This is a genomic window from Arthrobacter sp. Soil764 (genome assembly GCF_001428075.1).
GTDB lineage: Bacteria > Actinomycetota > Actinomycetes > Actinomycetales > Micrococcaceae > Arthrobacter.
Window position 1 is genome coordinate 177,209 of sequence record NZ_LMSI01000012.1, and the last position, 17,316, is coordinate 194,524.

Consider the following 17,316-nt stretch of genomic DNA (forward strand, 5'->3'; position numbering starts at 1 on the left):
CCCATGGCTCCTCTGTACCCTTTCGCCGGAAACTCACCGGCTGTCCATGACTCGGCATTCGTCGCCCCGTCGGCGTCGATCATTGGCAACGCCGCCCTGGGCCCGGATTCCAGCGCCTTCTATGGCGTCTCCGTCCGCGCCGACACCGCGGCCATCACCGTGGGTGCCGGCAGCAACCTGCAGGACAACGTGGTGCTGCACGCCGACCCCGGCTTCCCCTGCACGGTGGGCGAACGGGTCAGCGTGGGGCACGCCGCCGTCGTGCACGGCTGCACTGTGGAGGACGACTGCCTCATCGGGATGGGCGCCACCGTCCTCAACGGCGCGGTGATCGGCGCCGGCTCGCTGGTGGCGGCCGGCGCCGTCGTGCTCGAAGGAACGGTGGTTCCGCCCCGGTCACTGGTAGCGGGCGTGCCCGCCAAGGTGCGCCGCGAACTCTCGGATGAAGAGTTCGACGGCGTCCGCGCCAACGCCACACGCTACGTGGAACTCGCGGCGAAGCACCGCGAGCTGCACTCCCACAGTTAGTCCAGGCTGATCGGGCCGAACTCGTCCAGCAGGTCGCCCGGGCCGGGGTTGCCCGGCGCGGCTGACCCGCCCAGGTGCTTCACGACGCCCCATACGGCGTTCAGCCCCGTGGTGACCGCCCCCTCGGCCCAGCCGGCGGTGAAGGAGACGTCATCGCCGGCCAGGAAGATGCCGCGCTGGGACTCCGGCAGCTTGTCCTGCTTGAAGTGCGTGAACAGCCGCTGCTGGTAGCGGTAGTGCCCGGGCAGGTTGGCCTTGAAGGCGCCCATGAAGTTGGGGTCCGCCTCCCAGGACACGGTGATGGGCTGCCCCACGATGTGGCCGGCGATGTCCACACCCGGGTAGATCTGCTCCAGCGAGTGCAGCATCAGTTCCACGCGTTCGTCCGCGTCCAGCGCCAGCCACTTCAGCGCGTCGTCGTTCCAGGTGTAGGAGAGCAGGATGACGGCGGGCTGGTCGGGGCCGTTGTCCAGCAGGTAGGTGGCCCGGTTCAACCTGTCGGTCAGCGTCATGGACAGGACCTCGTTGCCGGTGTCCGGGTCGGTGTCCTTCCAGAACGGCCGGTCCACCATGACGAACGTCTTGGAGGACTGCATGTAGTGCGATTTCTCCATCGCGGTCCAGAGCTCGGCCGGGAACAACGCCTCCTCCGTGTGGATCCGGGTGGACAGCAGCCAGGACTGGCAGGTGGTCACCACGGCAGGGTAGCTGGCCTCGCGGCCCCAGCGTTCGCGGATCCGCAGATTCCCGTCGGGGTCGCGGCTGATCCTTCCCACGGCTCCGCGGGGCGAGCCGGAGTGCAGCGACGCAAGGGAGGTGCCGGCTGGCCAGTGCACCATGTCCGACGGCGCGTGCTGCCACAGTGCCTCGGGGAGCCGCTGCGCTCCGCCCCGGATGAACCGGTGCTGGTCGTCCGCGTCGGTGTAGACCACTCGCAGGATTTCCAGGATGGAATTGGGGAAGTCGGTGTCCCAGCCGCCGGTGCCGAACCCCACCTGGCCAAAGGCCTCCCGGTGGGCGAACCCTGCCTTCTTAAAGGACTCGCTCGCGGCAATGAAGCCGTAAAAGGTCTGCTCGTCCATGAGCGGGAGCAGTTCGTTCCAGAGGTCCTTGATGCGGGCCATGTCCCGGGCACGGATGGCCTCCTGCATTTCCACGAACTTGGCACCGTCATTGACCGCCGCCTTCCAGGCATCGGCCACCTCCCGGAAGAACGGCGGCAGGTCCCCCGGCTTCTCCGCGTAGTGCTTCCTGCCGGCCAGTTCGATCACGGTGCTGGAGGTAGCCTCGGCGAGCGGGTTGGGGAAGTCCTGGGTCTCCAGGCCCAGCAGGTCCACATAGTGGTAGAAGGCCTTGCCCGATACCGGGAAGCGCATGCCGCCCAGGTCCGCCACCACCCCGGGAGCCGCGGGGAAGGCTGCGGTACGGAGCCGCCCGCCGATTTGGTCCGCTTCATAGACCACAGGCCGCAGCCCGAGCTTCATCAGTTCATAGGCGGTCACCAGGCCGGAGACACCGGCGCCGATAACAGCCACTTCCGTACCGTGCAGTTCCGGCGGGACGGAGCCCAGGCCGTCCGGGTGGGCCAGGTAGTGGTCATAGCTGAACGGAAAGTCGGGGTTCAGCATGGTGATGGGGCCCGGGTGCCGGTCGAGGACCTGTCCGGCGGCATCCGTGGGAGCCGCGGACGTGCTGGAGGGGTCGAAGGCCGGCAGTTCGGTAGCGGTGGTCATGATAGTTCTGCTTTCACAGGTTCCTGGCTCGGGGCCTTTGCGGTCAGTTCACGGTAGTTGGACTCGCTGAGAGCCGCTACCTTCGAGTTCCGGCGTCCGTAGCCGAAGTAGATGGCGATTCCCACGAGCATCCAGGCGCCGAAGACAACCCAGGTATCGGCGCCAAGGTTGGCCATCAGGTAGGCGCACATCAGCGTGCCCAGCACGGGAGTCACGGGGTACAGCGGCACCCGGAAGCTGCGCTTCAGGTCCGGGCGGTTGCGCCGGAGGTAGATGACGGCGACATTGACCAGCGCGAAGGCAAACAGGGTTCCGATGCTGGTGGCATCGGCGAGGGCGCCGAGCGGGACCAGCCCCGCAGTCAGTGCGACGGCGGTGCCAACAATCAGGGTTCCGGCGGCCGGGGTGCCGGTCCGGGCGGAGACGCGTCCGAAAACCTTGGGCACCAGGCCATCCCGGGACATCGAGAGCAGGATGCGGGTCTGGCCGTACAGGACCGTGAGCACGATGCTGGCGATGGCAAGGACGGCGCCGACGGAGAAGACCAGGGCGATCCATGGCTGGTGGGTGGTCTCCTCCAGGATCTGGACCAGGGCGGCTTCGGTGCCGTCGAACCAGCCCCAGGGCCGGGCGCCGATGGCGGCGACCGCCACGAGGACATAGATGCTGGTGACAATCACCATGGACAGCAGGATGGCGCGGGGAAGATCGCGCTTGGGGTTCTTTGCCTCTTCACCGGCAGTGGATGCCGCGTCGAAGCCAATATAGGAGAAGAACACCCGCGAGGCTGCTGCGGACACACCCGCGGCGCCCATGGGCAGGAGCGGTTCAAAGTTGCCGGCGTTGAAGGCGGTAAAGGCAACGGCGCAGAAGAAGAGCAGGATGCCGACCTTGATGATGACGATGGCCGTGTTGATCCAGGCGCTTTCACGGGCGCCGCGGACCAGCAGGACCGTGGCCAGCACCACGATGGCCATCGCTGGAAGGTTCACCAGTCCGCCGTCTCCGGGAGGCTGCGACATGGCATCGGGGAGCACCTGGCCGAACACCGCCAGCGTCTCGTTGACATACTGGCCGGCGCCCACGGCAACCGCAGCGACCGAGACGGCGTATTCCAGGACAAGGCACCACCCGCAGATCCACGCCATGCCCTCACCCATGGTCGCGTAGGAATAGGAGTAGCTCGAGCCCGCGACGGGGACCAGGCCGGCCATTTCGGCGTATGACACAGCGGAGAGCAGCGCAGCCAGGCCGGCAATAACGAACGAGACCCAGATGGCCGGGCCGGCGAGCGGAACCGACTCCCCAAGGATCACCAGGATGCCGGTTCCCAGCGTGGCGCCGACGCTGATCATGGTCAGGTGGAGGACGCCGAAGCTGCGCACCAGTCCTGTCCCTCCCTGGCCGCTCCCCGCCTCGCTGACCATCTGGCCGATCGGTTTACGGCGCAGCAGCTGAGCCCGGAGGCCGGGCCGCCCGACGCTGGGCGCAATGGTTTTTTCGGTGGTCACAGGCACAGTCACCGTTGACGTCCCTTCAGAGTAGTTGTCGTTTCCCCTCCCCAAGGTTGGCATGTGAGCCAACTCTCAGCCCGGTGCAAAATGACTTATAGTGGTCCACCATGAGACTTAATGCACAGGGCTGCCATGCGGTTGCGCAGCGCAAAAGCCGCAGCCGGGCCGATATATCAAACCATGCCGGCTGAGTCCGCCGAGTCCGGACGGCTGAGCTTCGTCACGCTCCAGCAGTTCCTCGACCAGCTGCCGCCGGTGTTGAAGATGCTTCACGACGGCGGCAGTGGCGGGCGCCTGCTCCGGTGGGTTGAGCCCAGCGAACTGGAGGACCCCACGCCCTACCTTCCGGAAGGCGAGTTCCTGCTCACCGCCGGCCTTCCCTTCCTTGGCGGCGGCGGATCAGCCGCGAGCGTTGACGCTTATGTCCGGCGGCTGGTCGGCGCCAAGGTCGCGGCCCTGGGTTTCGGGATCCGGCCCTACTTCGACGCTGTCCCGGCTGTGGTCCTCGATGCGTGCCGCCGGCACAACCTCACCTTGTTCGAAGTGCCGGAGTCGCTCCCCTTCGCGGCGATCGGCCTGCAGTTCTCCCAGCTCCTGGAGACCGACAACGCCAGGGTCTTCCGGCAGCTGGCAGAGACCAACAGGCAACTCATGCGCGCCGTCCTCTCCCCCAAACCGGAACACGAACTGCTGGCCGCGCTGGTCCAGCGCGTGCCCGTTTGGGCCGTGATGGTGGGAGCCGACGGCCGGGTGCGGGCGCGCGGCACCAGTGGCGGCGGCAGCACCGCCGTCGAACTTTCCCTGCTGGAACCCATGCTGGAACGGCTGCTGTCCGGCCGCGGCCCCCGCGTGGAAATGGATGGCTTTGACCAACCCGGCTCGGCGCTGGTGGTGGGCCACCCGCTGCGGAGCACCAGGGACGCCAATCTCGGCGCCCTGATCCTGGGCTCCGACGTTCCGCTGACCCCCGCACAGAACAACATGGTCCAGTCCGCCGTGGGACTGCTGGAACTGCTGGTCCGGCAGCGCACCAGCGGATCCCTGGCTCCAAGCCAGCTGGCCACCGCCGTCCTGCTGCATCCCGAAAGCCTCGCCGGCGGTGACACCAAGCACCTCAACGGACTCAAGGACCTGCTCGCCCAAAGCCTGTCCTCCACCCGGTCCGCGCCCATCCGCGTCCTCCAGGGCGTCAAGGTGGAGGCACCGGAGTGGCCGGCGGGAGAGAGTCCCGTGCGGGAACTGCTGCAATGGCGGCGGATGTTCGACACGAAGCTGGTGGAGATCACGGACTACGGGTTCGCGGCAGTGACCCGGCTCAAGGTGGACGATGCGCTGCTTGCCGACGTCGAGAAGCTCGGATGGCGCCTGGTGATTGGCGAACCCACCGAGCTGGCCAGCCTTCCCGCGGCGTACCAGCGCGCAACATCCCTGCGGAGCCGGGTCCAGAGAAGCGGACGAAGCATCCGGGCCGATCAGGTCTCCTGGTCGGTCACCGGCCTGCTTGGCCGCGAGGCCGGGACCCTGCTGGCCGAACGGCTCCTGCATCCGGTCCTGGCGCTTGAACCGGACCGGCGCGATCCGCTGCTGGCCGTCCTCCGTGGCTGGCTGGGCGAAAACGGCAGCTGGGACGGTTCGGCCAAGCTGCTGGGTCTCCACCGCAACAGCGTACGGCGGCAGATCGGGGTCCTCGCCGAGCTGCTCCAGATGGACCTGAACCAGGCACAGGTGCGGGCGGAGTTATGGATTGCGCTGCAGTACACCGATGGGCTGACCGGCGGCGCGGGCTAACCAGGCGGGGCGGCGGACAGCGGCGGCTAGGGGGTGCTATCTCCGGGCCGGCCTGTTTCCGGCGCCATGCCGGCCTCCCATTCCCGGTACAGGTCCGGCCGGCGCTCCCGCAGGTACGGCACGTCGTCCCTGGCTGCGCGGACGGCGTCCGATCCCACCTCGGCGAACAGCAGTTCCGGAGCGTCGCCTGCTTCGGCGAGGAGTCCGCCGTCGGGCCCTGCCACCACACTGCCGCCGCCGAAAGTGTAGGCGTCCTCGGAACCACAGTGGTTGGCATATGCCACGTTCAGCTGGCTTTCGAGTGCCCGGGCGCGGATGAGTACCTGGGGTACGGCCTCGTAACCGGCGGACAGTGCCGTGGGGACCAGGAGCAGTTCCGCGCCGCGGCCGGCTGCTGCCCGGGCGGCCTCGGGGAACTCGATGTCGTAGCAGATCAGCAGCGAGGTGCGGACACCGTTGAAGTCCACGACGGCGGGAGGTTGCGCGGCTGCCACGAACGCCTTGCGTTCCTCGTCGCCGAAGAGATGGACCTTGGCGTACCTGAGGAGTTCGGTCCCGGCGGCATCCACCAGGGTTGCTGAAATGTGCCAGCTTTGGGTACCGGCGGCTTCCACGCCACCGCCGCTGCCACCGGCGGCTTCGGCGGGCAGGCTGTAGACAAGTGCAATGCGGTTCCGGCGCGCAATCTGGGCCAGCCGTTCGCGAATGGCGGGAAGGCTTGCATGGTCCAGCTCGTCCCGCACCCGCAGCGGGGCGTAGCCCACGGGGAACAGCTCCGGTGTCAGGAGCAGATGCGCGCCCGCATCCGCAGCCCGGCTGGCCGCGTCCTCGATGGTCCGAAGATTGGCCTCCACGTCCAGGACCACAGCGTTCGCCTGCAGGACGGACAGCAGCATCGTTACCACCTTCTGTTTCCCTGTCCATGGAAAAAATGGAAGGGCCGACTGATCTTATGTTCCAGCGTAGCCAGCCGCGTCGAAAGGACCCTGGGTCGTTTGGACCCGGCAGGGACGGACCCGGGACAGAATGCACGGAAACGGCGGAGCCGTTATTTGGCAGGCGGTTTGCGGCACACCCGCGGCGCCTTGCGTTAACTTCTTGACTACAACAGCAGCGATAGGGCAATCTTCTTAGCATGTCCGCAACCACGCGCTCAACGAGGAGCAAGCCCAAGAACCCCGGTTCGCAATCCGCCCTGCGGCAGCTGAACCAGCAGCGGATCATTGAGGCACTCATGGGCGGCCCGTCCACACAGGCGGAGCTCGCCCGGCAGACAGGACTCTCCACGGCCACCGTCTCGAACATCGTCAAAATCATGCTGGACTCCGGCCTGGCGTCCACCGAACCCATTACCAGCTCCGGCCGCCGGGCACTGAACGTTCGGCTCAACAGCAACGGTGCGGTAGCAGTGGGAATCGACTTCGGGCGGCGGCACCTGCGGGTGGTACTGGCCTCGCTCAGCTACCACGTCATCGCCGAAGAATCGGTCCTCCTCCCCTTGGGCCACCAGGCGGAGGAAGGCATCCGGGCGGCGGTGGACCTGCTGGAGAAACTCCTCCGGGAAAGCGGGGTGGAACGCACCTCGGTGGTGGGCGCCGGCGTCGGCATTCCAGGCCCCATCGACCGGCGGACCGGGACGGTGGCCCAAGGCGCGATCCTTCCCGAATGGGTAGGGATCAACATCCTTCAGCATCTTGAGGAAACCTTGAGAATCCCCGTCTTTGTTGACAACGACGCCAATCTTGGGGCTTGGTCCGAGGTGACGTGGGGGCAGCATTCGGGGGTCAGCAACCTGCTGTTCCTGAAGATCGGATCCGGCATCGGCGCCGGCCTGATCCTCAACGGTTCGCCCTACTACGGCAACGTGGGGATCACCGGCGAAATCGGCCATGCCACCATCCACGAGCAGGGCCTGGTGTGCCGTTGCGGCAACCGCGGATGCCTTGAAACCATAGCGTCCACCACCACCATGATTGAGCTCCTCAGCCGGGGCGAGGACCCTCCCCTGACGCCCGCGGACATTGTCCGCAAGGCCCTGAACCGGGACTCCGCCACCCTCCGGGTGGTGGACGATGCAGGATTGGCGGTAGGCCGCGCGCTGGGCAACGTGGCCAACCTGATCAATCCCGAGGTGATCGTGGTGGGCGGGCCGCTGGCAGGCCTTGGGGACATTCTGCTGGACCCCATCCGGAGGGGCCTCATCCGCCACGCAGTGCCGGTTATCGGCGAGACCACCACCCTCACCATGTCCTCCCTGGGAGACCGGGCTGAGGCCCTCGGGGCAGCCGCCCTGGTCTTCCAGCATGCCGGGATCAGAAAGTCCTAGACCACATCGTTACCCGGCAATTGCGTTAAAGACTTGACGACAACAGCTGTGATCCAGTTTACTTTTGGTTCAGACGGCCCTGCGCTTTGCCGGCCGGACAAAGAAGTCATTGCATTGGAGGGTTAGGGCAACATGACGTCCCAGACCACGCAGACGGATCCGATCATCCTTGAGATGCGGTCCATCACCAAAGAATTCCCGGGCGTTAAAGCGTTGGATAACGTAAGCCTCCGGGTCAAGGCCGGTGAGATCCACGCCATTTGCGGCGAGAACGGCGCCGGCAAGTCCACGCTGATGAAAGTCCTCTCCGGCGTTTACCCGTACGGCAGCTACGACGGGGACATCGTCTACCAGGGCCAGGTCCAGCAGTTCAGGGATATCCGGGCCAGCGAACACGCCGGCATCGTGATCATCCACCAGGAACTGGCGCTGATCCCGGAGCTGTCCATCATGGAGAACATCTTCCTGGGCAACGAACCCACAAAGCGGGGCGTGATCGACTGGGCCGAAGCCAGGCTGCGGTCACTGGACCTCCTCGCGAGGGTGGGCCTGCGGGATGATCCGGACACGCCCATCAAGGAGATCGGCGTAGGCAAGCAGCAACTGGTGGAAATCGCCAAGGCGCTGAACAAGTCCGTGAAGATCCTGATCCTGGACGAGCCCACTGCCGCCCTCAACGAGTCCGACTCCCAGCACCTGCTGGATTTGATGCTCGGGCTGAAGGCCAAGGGCATCACGTCCATCATCATTTCCCACAAGCTCAACGAAATTGAGCAGATCGCCGACTCCATCACCATCATCCGTGACGGCAAATCCATCGAGACCCTTGATGTGAAGGCCGACGGCGTGGACGAGGACCGGATCATCAAGGGCATGGTGGGGCGGACCCTCGAGTCCCGCTTCCCGGACCACACGCCCAAGATCGGCGAAGTGTTCTTCGAGGTCAAGGACTGGACCGTGGGCCATCCTCAGATCCAGGACCGGCTGGTATGCAAGAATTCCAGCTTCTTTGTACGCCGCGGCGAGATCGTCGGCTTCGCCGGGCTGATGGGCGCGGGCCGCACCGAGCTGGCCCGTTCCGTCTTCGGCCGGTCGTACGGCCATTTCGTCTCCGGCCAGATCTATATCAACGGCAAGGAAGTCACCCTCAAAAGCGTCCACCAAGCTATCGACGCCGGGCTGGGTTATGTCACCGAAGACCGGAAATCCCTCGGACTGAATTTGCTTGACGACATCAAGACCACAACGGTCTCCGCCAACCTCGAAAAGATCAGCAAACGCAGTGTGGTGGACACCAACCAGGAATTCGCCGTGGCGGAGCAGTATCGTCGGTCACTGCGGACCAAGGCCCCTTCAGTACAGGAAGGGGTGGCCAAGCTGTCCGGCGGCAACCAGCAAAAGGTGGTCCTGGCCAAATGGATGTTCACGGACCCGGACCTGCTGATCCTGGACGAACCCACCCGTGGCATTGACGTGGGCGCCAAGTACGAGATCTACGGCATCATCCAGGAGCTCGCCAACCAGGGCAAGGGCGTCATCGTGATTTCCTCTGAACTGCCGGAACTTCTGGGTCTCTCGGACCGCATCTACACGATCTTCGAGGGTGCCATCACCGGGGTGCTCAACAAAGAGGAAGCCAGCCAGGAAAGCCTGATGAAGCTCATGACCTCCACCACTCGAAAAGTTGCCTAACCCTCTGGAGCTTTCCAGAACCTTCCAGATACAAGGACCAAAACAATGAACGCGCTCAAGAAACTCTTCGGTGGTGACACCCGCCAGTTCGGGATGATCTTTGCCTTGGTGGCTCTGATAGTTCTCTTCCAGTGGCTCACCGGCGGCATCACACTTACCCCGGGCAACGTCATCAACCTCTTTAATGGCAACTCCTACATTCTCATCCTCGCTATCGGCATGGTTCTGGTGATCATCGCCGGGCACATCGACTTGTCGGTAGGCTCGGTGGCGGCGTTCGTCGGGATGATGGTGGCCATCACGATGCGGGACTGGAACCTCCCGTGGTACCTGGCTATCCTCTTAGGCCTCGGCCTGGGTGCCGTTATCGGAGCCTGGCAAGGGTGGTGGACGGCCTATGTCGGCATCCCTGCATTCATCGTCACCTTGGCGGGCATGCTGATCTTCCGTGGGGCGCAGCAGTTTGTTGGCCAGTCCAACTCCATTCCTGTCCCAAGGGAGTTCCAGTACATCGGCGCAGGCTACCTGCCTGAAGTGGGACCAGACACGGGGTTCAACAACCTCACGCTCCTCCTTGGGCTTGCAGGGGTCGCGTTCGTGGTCTTCAGTGAAGTCCGGCGCCGGCGCATGGCCAAAGCCCTCGGCGCTGAGGTTTCGGAGACCTGGGTGAGCATCCTCAGGCTGGTCCTGATTTGCGGCGCAATCCTGTACGCAACCTACCTGTTCGCCACTGGCCGTCCGGGCACCTCCTTCCCGATCCCCGGCCTCATTCTCGCTGTCCTGGTCTTGATTTATGGCTTCATTTCCTCGAAGACGGTCGTTGGACGCCACGTATATGCGGTGGGTGGCAACCGCCACGCGGCAGAACTTTCCGGCGTGAAGTCAAAGAAGATCAACTTCCTGGTCATGATGAACATGTCCATCATCGCCGGACTGGCCGGAATGATCTTCGTTGCCCGTTCCACCTCGGCGGGACCTTCTGACGGCACAGGTTGGGAACTTGATGCCATCGCCGCAGTCTTCATCGGCGGTGCGGCGGTGACCGGCGGCGTAGGTACGGTCATCGGCTCCATCGTCGGTGGTTTGGTGATGGCCGTATTGAACAACGGTCTGCAGTTGCTCAGCGTCGGCGCTGACTGGCAGTCCATGATCAAAGGCCTGGTGCTGTTGGTGGCAGTTGCCATCGATGTGTACAACAAGTCGCAGGGACGGGCGTCAATTATCGGATTGATGATGAAGAACTTCAACCGTCCTTCCAGCGGGCCCGGCACCCCTCTTCAGCCGGACGAGGTTACCTCTACAAGAGAAACCATTTCCAGGGAAGCCTGAGCAGGACTTCCTGACCCCAACACCCCAAAAGAAAGTGGACAAGAAATGCGAATGTTTGGCAAAGCAGGGAAGGCAGCAGCGGTAGCTGCCATCGCAGCATTGGCGCTGACGGGCTGCGGACGTTCCGAACCCAGCAACTCTGGCGGTGGCGCCAGTGGGGGAGCCGGAGGCTTCCCGCAGGACTCGGCGATCGGTGTGGCACTTCCGAAGAAGACCAGCGAGAACTGGGTTCTGGCGGAGAAGCTGTTCAACGACGGTCTTTCCAGTGCCGGTTTCAAGCCCACAGTCCAGTTCGCCAACAATGGTGTGGCCGAACAGCAGAACCAGATCAGTGCCATGATCGCCAAGGGCGCCAAGGTGGTTATCGTCGGCGCATTGGACGGCTCCCAACTGGGTACCCAGCTCAAGCAGGCCAAGGACGCCGGAGCCACGGTCATCGCTTACGACCGCCTCTTGCTGAACACGGAAAACGTGGACTACTACGTGGCTTACGACAACTTCAAGGTCGGCCAGCTGCAGGGACAGGCGCTGTTGGACGGTATGAAGGCCAAGAAGCCCTCTGGCCCGTACAACGTTGAGCTTCTCGCCGGCTCGCCGGATGATGCCAATGCAAAGGTGTTTTTCGACGGTGCCATGAGCGTCCTGAAAGCCAAGATCGACGACGGCACGCTGAAGGTGCTCTCCGGCCAAACAACGTTTGAAAAGGCTGTGACCCAGGACTGGAAAGCTGAGAACGCCCAGCGTCGCATGGACACCATCCTGACCGGGTCGTACGGAACCGAGTCATTGGACGGCGTCCTCTCCCCTAACGACACTCTGGCCCGTGCAGTCCTGACTTCGGTGAAGGCCGCCGGCAAGCCGCTTCCCGTCGTCACCGGGCAGGACTCCGAGGTGGAGTCCGTCAAGTCGATCCTTGCGGGCGAGCAGTACTCCACCATCAACAAGGACACCCGCAAGCTCGTTGAGCACGCCATCACCATGGTCAAGGACCTCCAGGCAGGCAAGAAGCCTGAGGTCAACGATGACAAGTCCTACAACAATGGCAACAAGGTGGTTCCCGCGTACCTGCTGGAGCCGGTCATCGTGACGGCCGCCAATGTGAAAACTGCTTACAAAGGTGACCCGGTCCTCGAACCGATCATCAAGTAACAGCTTCTAGAACCAGCCGGTACACCCGGCAACCGGAATGCCCGGTCCCATCGTGGGGCCGGGCATTCCTGCGTCTTCCTAGCGTTGAACGCGGAGCACTGCCGGCCCTGTGAACTGAAGGGCGTGATTTCGAACAGCCTCCGGAGTCGTGAACGACTTGTAGCTGTAGACGTCGGCAGGGTTCCAGCCCACATCCGTAGTGAAATCCCAGCCGGTCCAGTCCGCGGCGGGGGTTCCGGTCTCTTCCGCAGCGGCAAGTGCCTCAGCGCGGTGTAGCTCAAAGGACGCACGGGCCACGGCGTTCAGATCGGCTTCCGCCCCATTGAACCAGGATCCGGTATCGCTGAAGCGGTTTCCGTTGTAGCTGCTGACCATGACGCTCTGGTCAGCTCCGGGTCCGGTGTATTCGAAGGCATTGCGTTCGGAATAGATTCGCGACTCATATCCAGCGCCGAGGAAGTAGCTGTGACCGCCCTGCCCCTCGCTGATCATGGGGTAGTCAGGATGCTCCGTGCTGCCAGCAAAGTAGTTGTTGACCACGTGGACCTCGCCGAAGCGCACGCGCGGCCCACGCTGCTGGATGTTCTCAAATAGGTTCCCGATGTAAGTGACACGTAGCTTTCCGCCGTCCTTGTCCACGTGCTCATCACCCGATCCCAGGAGCATTGTCTTGTCGTGGTTGGACAGCCTGCTGTTGGAAACGGTGACAAAATCGGTGCCGTCCTTCAGGTCCAGCAGTCCATCGTGCCGGTTTGCGGGCTTGCCGCGGAAGCCCATTGGCGCCTCACTGTCCGGGAACCTGCCGTCGGACAGTTGGACGTGGTCTATCCAAACATGGTTGGAGGTCACGGATGACACGGCATCGAAGCGTGCGTTCCAGGCTCCGTCACCGTCGTCGGGAGACCAGGTGGTAAAGAAGTCCACGGGCGCTTCAATGTTGAGGTTTCGTACGACCACATTCGAGGCGTTAAGGATCACGATGTTGGCACCAACTAATCCGGCTCCGCCATCCACCCCAACGACGGTGGTGTTGCTGGGGATGCTGACCTCGATCTGCCGCTTCATGTTGTTGCTGCCCGTCTGGCGCAGTTGGCGCTGCTTTTTGCAGTAATCGAAAGTTTGGTCGCTCCACACCTTGCCCTCCGGCCCGAAGCAGGACATGTACTTGGTGATGTCGTATCCAGGCGCGTAATCCTGCTCCCCGAGGATCCGGCCGTCCGGTGTCTCGTTTCCGTTAATGGTGCCGCTTACGTAAATCACCTTTGGTGCCATCGGATCGCCATGATTGGCCAGCGCAACCTTCAGTTCGACAAGGGTGCTCACCTCGTATGTGTTTGCTGCAGGTGCGCCGGCGCCGCCATTGGTACCGTTTCCGACGGCGGCCCATCCAGTGGGTGCGGCATCATCACCACGAATGATGCCGCCGCCAGTAGGCGCCGGGGTTGCCGGGGCGGGAACTGCCACGGCAAGTCCGACGGCCAGCGCGCAGGCAACAGAAGTGGTAATCGCGGCGACACGCGGCAGGAATTGCCGCGTTGATAGGAAGGTTCGAATCCTTTTCATGGACGTCATTGGCCTGGTTTCCGGCATGCGAACTAGACCACATGCCTTGGTACGTGGTGCATCGAATGGGTTACGCCTCGTCATTAGAAACCGCTTTCTGAGGAGGCTCTTAATATCTAGTCCTCCTGTGACAAACCTGTCAATAGCACTTCACAGTGCAGGCACAGGTTGGCCCGGACTCCTGCACAGGATGTCCGGCGAGGGTTGACGCGAAGCCGGCCCTCCGCGCCGGCACCTGAGTCATAGGAGTAACGTGAGTGTTCTTGCCCGAAGCGTAGGCAATGCCTTCAGAAACAAGGTCCGCACCGCAGCAGTTGTCGCGGTGCTGGCCGTCGCCATAGGCCTTGCCCTGGCCATGCTGGTGGCCAACCAGGCGGTCGGGGCGAAAGTCCAGGAGCTCAATGCCTCCGTCGGCACCGTCCTGACCGTCAACCCCGCCGGCGGGCAGGGCTTCGAAGGCGGCGGTGAGCCGCTCACCACCGACCAGGCAACCACGGCCGCCGGTGTGCCCAACGTCAGTGCCGTCGTCGGGACCTCCTCACTACGCCTGCGGAACGCCGCTGAAGCCGCCGCACAGGCCGCTGCGCAGACTGGACAGACCGGCCAAACCGGGCCCGGAGGCCAAGCCGGGCAGGGCGGCCCCGGCGCCCAGGCCGCCGCCACGCTGACCACCAGCCTGACGGCGGCCGTGGATGCAGGCACCCTTGGCAACCGCAACCAGCAGGCCAACGGAACCGCGGGCGCTGCGGGAACCACCCAGCAGCCCGTACGGTCCCTGCCCATTACGGCCACCGGCATCGGCGCCGGGGTGGACACCACTGGCAAGGCACTGAACATCACCCAGGGCTCCGGACTCGGCGACTACACGGCGGCCTCCACGGCCGCGCTGCTGGGCACCACCCTGGCGGAGAAGAACAACCTCACCGTCGGATCCACCTTCACCATCAATGATCAGACCTACACGGTCTCCGGCCTGTTCGACGCCGGCACCACCTTCGGCAACAACGCCGTCTTTGTAACCCTCCCCAGCGCCCAGGCCCTCGCCGGCACGCCCGGAGAACTGTCCAGCATGATCGTCACGGTCAATTCCATGGACAACGTCGCCACCACCAAGACGGCTCTGCAAACAGCCCTTGGCGCGGACAAGGCTGACGTAACCCAGGGCCAGAACCTGCAGACTGCGGTCAGCTCCCTGGACAGCGTCAAGAACATCTCCTTCATCGCGTTCGTCGCCGCCCTGGGCACCGCCGGGCTCATCATCCTGCTCATCATGGTGATGCTGGTCCGCGAGCGCCGCCGCGAAATCGGCGTGCTGAAGGCGATCGGCGCGCCCAACCGCACCATCGGCCTGCAGTTCGTCCTCGAAGCCCTGGTCCTGGCAGCCCTGGGCAGCGCCGTGGGCGCCGCCATCGCATCGTTCGCCAGCGGCGGCATCGCCTCCGCCCTGATCAGCAGCAACACCACCACTACCACTGCCACCACAGGCCGCGGCTTCCCGGGCGGCCAGGGTGGACCCTTTGGCGGCGCTTCCCAGCTGTTGAACTCGGTCACCGCCACCGCCTCACCGGGAGTTATTGCCGGTGGCATCGCCGCCGTGTTCGGCGTCGCCATTATCGGTGCCCTGGTTCCCGCGCTGCTCACGGCACGCATCCGTCCCATCGAAGTCCTGCGAGGAGAATAGCCATGATTGAAGTCCAGAACCTGGTCCGCACCTTCAACTCCGGTGACCGCACCATCAAACCGGTCAACGACGTCAGCTTCGTCCTTGAACAGGGCACCCTGGCCTCGATCGTGGGCAAGAGCGGCAGCGGCAAGAGCACGCTGTTGTCCCTCCTTGGCGCACTGGACAAACCCACCAGCGGAGACGTCGTCGTCAATGGTGTCAGCCTGGCCGGCATGCCCGATGCAAAGCTGACCGAGTACCGCCGCCGGGACATCGGCTTCGTGTTCCAGCAGTTCAACCTGATTCCCAACCTGTCCGCAGTGGACAACGTCATGCTCCCCATGGAATTCGCCGGAGTGCGCAAGGCGGCCAGGGCGCAGCGCGCCGGGGAGCTGCTGGAGCAGGTCCAGCTGGATCCCTCCAAGCACGGGCGGCGCATTAACCGGCTCTCCGGCGGGGAGCAGCAGCGTGTGGCCATCGCCCGGGCGCTGGCCAACGAGCCCAAGCTGATCCTCGCCGATGAGCCCACGGGCAACCTCGACGAGCAGACCGGTGACCACATCATCGAGCTCCTCAGCTCGCTAAGCCGCGACCATGCCACCACCATCCTGGTGGTCACCCACGACCGGGCCCTGGCCAACAAGACGGACCGCCGGTTCCGCCTGCAGCAGGGCAAGCTGACGGAGGAGCCGGTCCGGGGCAGGGCGGTGGCGGCCAACGTTTGACACCAGTCCAAGAGGGCCAAAGGATGAGGACAATCCCGTCCCATCTTTGGCCCCTCTTGGTCTCTTGGGCCGTCCCGCTGGAGGTTCCCCGTGCCTCCCCCGCCGCTGTGACAGGATTGCAGCTATGACTGCTCCCATCGCCACGCCATGGCTTTCCAGCCAACCCGACCAGGATCCTCGTTCTGCCACCGGTGCCCGCCTGCGTTGGGGAATCATCGCAACGGGCAGCATCGCCCGCGCCGTGTCGCAGGATCTCGCGCTGCTTGAAGACGCCGAACTGTATGCGGTCAGCTCCCGGACACAGGACACTGCCGACGCTTTTGCAGTGGCCTATGACTTTGCAAAGGCCTACGGGGACGACGGCGGTGTTCCCGGCTACCAGCGGCTGCTCGCCGATGACGCCGTGGACGTCGTCTACGTCGCCACGCCGCACGCACAGCACCACGAGATTGTCCTTGCCGCCCTTAACGCCGGCAAGCATGTGCTCTGCGAGAAGGCTTTCACCATCAACGCCCGTGAAGCATCGGAGCTCATCGACCTCGCCCGCAGCCGGGGGCTCTTCCTCATGGAGGCGGTATGGAGCCGGTTCCTGCCCTCGATGCAGCGGGCGTTCCAGATCGCAGCTTCGGGTGAACTGGGAGACATCCACTGGATCACCGCGGACCTCGGATTCCCGGCGCCGTACTCCCCCACAGCAAGGCTGTGGGCCCGGAAGGACGGCGGTGGCGCCTTGCTGGATTTGTCCGTCTACCCGCTCCTGTGGGCGCTGGGCACCCTTGGCTTTCCCCAGACCGTCAGCGCCACCGGCTTTGTCAACGATGACGGCGTGGACGCGCAGAACGCCATGACCCTTGGGTACAGCCACGCAGCCCAGGTGCAGCTCACCTCCTCGCTCCTGGCTCACGGTCCGCGCACGGCAACCGTCGCGGGGAGCCTGGGCTTCCTGCAGAGCGTCGGTTCCATCAACAACCCCCGTGAGCTCATCATCACCAAAGGTTGGGAAGACCGCCGGACGGAAACCTTCGAGGTGGTGGGCAAGGGCTACGCATACGAACTGCGCGAAGTCATGCGGTGTGTCCAGCAGGGGCTGACGGAAAGTCCGGTCATGCCGCTTGAGGACACCCTGAACACCATGCGCCTGTTCGACGGCGTCCGCGCCCAGCTCGGTGTGAGCTACCCCAACGACGGCCATTAGTGGCGCACGCCGCAAGGAAGTACGACGGCGGCAAGCCCGGCTTTCGCAGGACAGTCACGCATGTGACTTCCTGCTTTCGCCCGTGACACGTTGCGCGCTTTTTCGCGCCAT

Annotated in this window: 13 protein-coding genes; 9 read left to right on the top strand and 4 right to left on the bottom strand. The window is 64.3% G+C overall.

Features of this window, described 5'->3' with window-relative positions; genetic code table 11:
* The first annotated feature begins 3 nt into the window (after positions 1-3).
* Positions 4-528 (top strand): gamma carbonic anhydrase family protein, encoded by a 525-nt coding sequence (locus tag ASG86_RS08400; RefSeq protein ID WP_056332464.1) that lies wholly within the window; start codon positions 4-6, stop codon positions 526-528.
* On the opposite strand, the gene ASG86_RS08405 is transcribed toward ASG86_RS08400, so the two are convergent.
* Entirely contained in the window at positions 525-2,261 is a 1,737-nt protein-coding gene (locus ASG86_RS08405; RefSeq protein ID WP_200946200.1) for a flavin monoamine oxidase family protein, read from the bottom strand. The two genes, ASG86_RS08400 and ASG86_RS08405, sit on opposite strands and share 4 nt — an antisense overlap.
* The gene (locus ASG86_RS08410; protein WP_235565154.1) at positions 2,258-3,688 is read right to left on the bottom strand and encodes an amino acid permease; all 1,431 of its coding nucleotides are present in this window, start codon (positions 3,686-3,688) and stop codon (positions 2,258-2,260) included. The genes ASG86_RS08405 and ASG86_RS08410 overlap by 4 nt, the downstream gene beginning before the upstream one ends.
* Positions 3,689-3,955: 267 nt before the next feature.
* Between ASG86_RS08410 and ASG86_RS08415 the strand changes: the two genes are divergently transcribed.
* Positions 3,956-5,563 carry a PucR family transcriptional regulator gene (locus ASG86_RS08415; protein WP_056332958.1) on the top strand — a complete coding sequence of 536 codons (1,608 nt, stop codon included), beginning with the start codon at positions 3,956-3,958 and terminating at the stop codon, positions 5,561-5,563.
* Positions 5,564-5,589: 26 nt separating this feature from the next.
* Here ASG86_RS08415 and ASG86_RS08420 read toward each other — a convergent pair whose 3' ends face one another.
* Positions 5,590-6,459, bottom strand: a complete 870-nt coding sequence (locus tag ASG86_RS08420; protein ID WP_056332465.1) for a nitrilase-related carbon-nitrogen hydrolase — start codon at positions 6,457-6,459, stop codon at positions 5,590-5,592.
* 239 nt (positions 6,460-6,698) lie between these two features.
* Between ASG86_RS08420 and ASG86_RS08425 the strand changes: the two genes are divergently transcribed.
* The 4 genes from ASG86_RS08425 to ASG86_RS08440 all read left to right on the top strand — a co-directional run bounded on the left by ASG86_RS08425 (position 6,699) and on the right by ASG86_RS08440 (position 12,059).
* Positions 6,699-7,889, top strand: a complete 1,191-nt coding sequence (locus ASG86_RS08425; protein ID WP_056332466.1) for an ROK family transcriptional regulator — start codon at positions 6,699-6,701, stop codon at positions 7,887-7,889.
* Positions 7,890-8,021: 132 nt separating this feature from the next.
* Positions 8,022-9,581, top strand: coding sequence for a multiple monosaccharide ABC transporter ATP-binding protein (mmsA, locus tag ASG86_RS08430; RefSeq protein ID WP_056332467.1), 1,560 nt, complete (start codon positions 8,022-8,024; stop codon positions 9,579-9,581).
* A 45-nt stretch (positions 9,582-9,626) separates the two neighbouring features.
* Entirely contained in the window at positions 9,627-10,910 is a 1,284-nt protein-coding gene (gene mmsB, locus ASG86_RS08435; RefSeq protein ID WP_056332469.1) for a multiple monosaccharide ABC transporter permease, read from the top strand.
* Positions 10,911-10,955: 45 nt separating this feature from the next.
* Positions 10,956-12,059 (top strand): substrate-binding domain-containing protein, encoded by a 1,104-nt coding sequence (locus tag ASG86_RS08440; RefSeq protein WP_056332472.1) that lies wholly within the window; start codon positions 10,956-10,958, stop codon positions 12,057-12,059.
* 78 nt (positions 12,060-12,137) lie between these two features.
* Here the strand turns inward: ASG86_RS08440 and ASG86_RS08445 are convergent, their stop codons facing one another.
* Positions 12,138-13,382 (bottom strand): pectate lyase family protein, encoded by a 1,245-nt coding sequence (locus ASG86_RS08445; RefSeq protein ID WP_235565137.1) that lies wholly within the window; start codon positions 13,380-13,382, stop codon positions 12,138-12,140.
* 493 nt (positions 13,383-13,875) lie between these two features.
* Here ASG86_RS08445 and ASG86_RS08450 point away from each other — a divergent pair, with 493 nt between their 5' ends.
* The 3 genes from ASG86_RS08450 (at position 13,876) to ASG86_RS08460 (ending at position 17,205) form a co-directional block, all read left to right on the top strand.
* Positions 13,876-15,303 (top strand): ABC transporter permease, encoded by a 1,428-nt coding sequence (locus tag ASG86_RS08450; protein ID WP_056332473.1) that lies wholly within the window; start codon positions 13,876-13,878, stop codon positions 15,301-15,303.
* Positions 15,304-15,305: 2 nt separating this feature from the next.
* Positions 15,306-16,010 (top strand): ABC transporter ATP-binding protein, encoded by a 705-nt coding sequence (locus tag ASG86_RS08455; RefSeq protein WP_056332474.1) that lies wholly within the window; start codon positions 15,306-15,308, stop codon positions 16,008-16,010.
* A gap of 124 nt (positions 16,011-16,134) precedes the next feature.
* The gene (locus ASG86_RS08460; protein ID WP_056332476.1) at positions 16,135-17,205 is read left to right on the top strand and encodes a Gfo/Idh/MocA family protein; all 1,071 of its coding nucleotides are present in this window, start codon (positions 16,135-16,137) and stop codon (positions 17,203-17,205) included.
* The last annotated feature ends 111 nt before the right edge of the window (positions 17,206-17,316 follow it).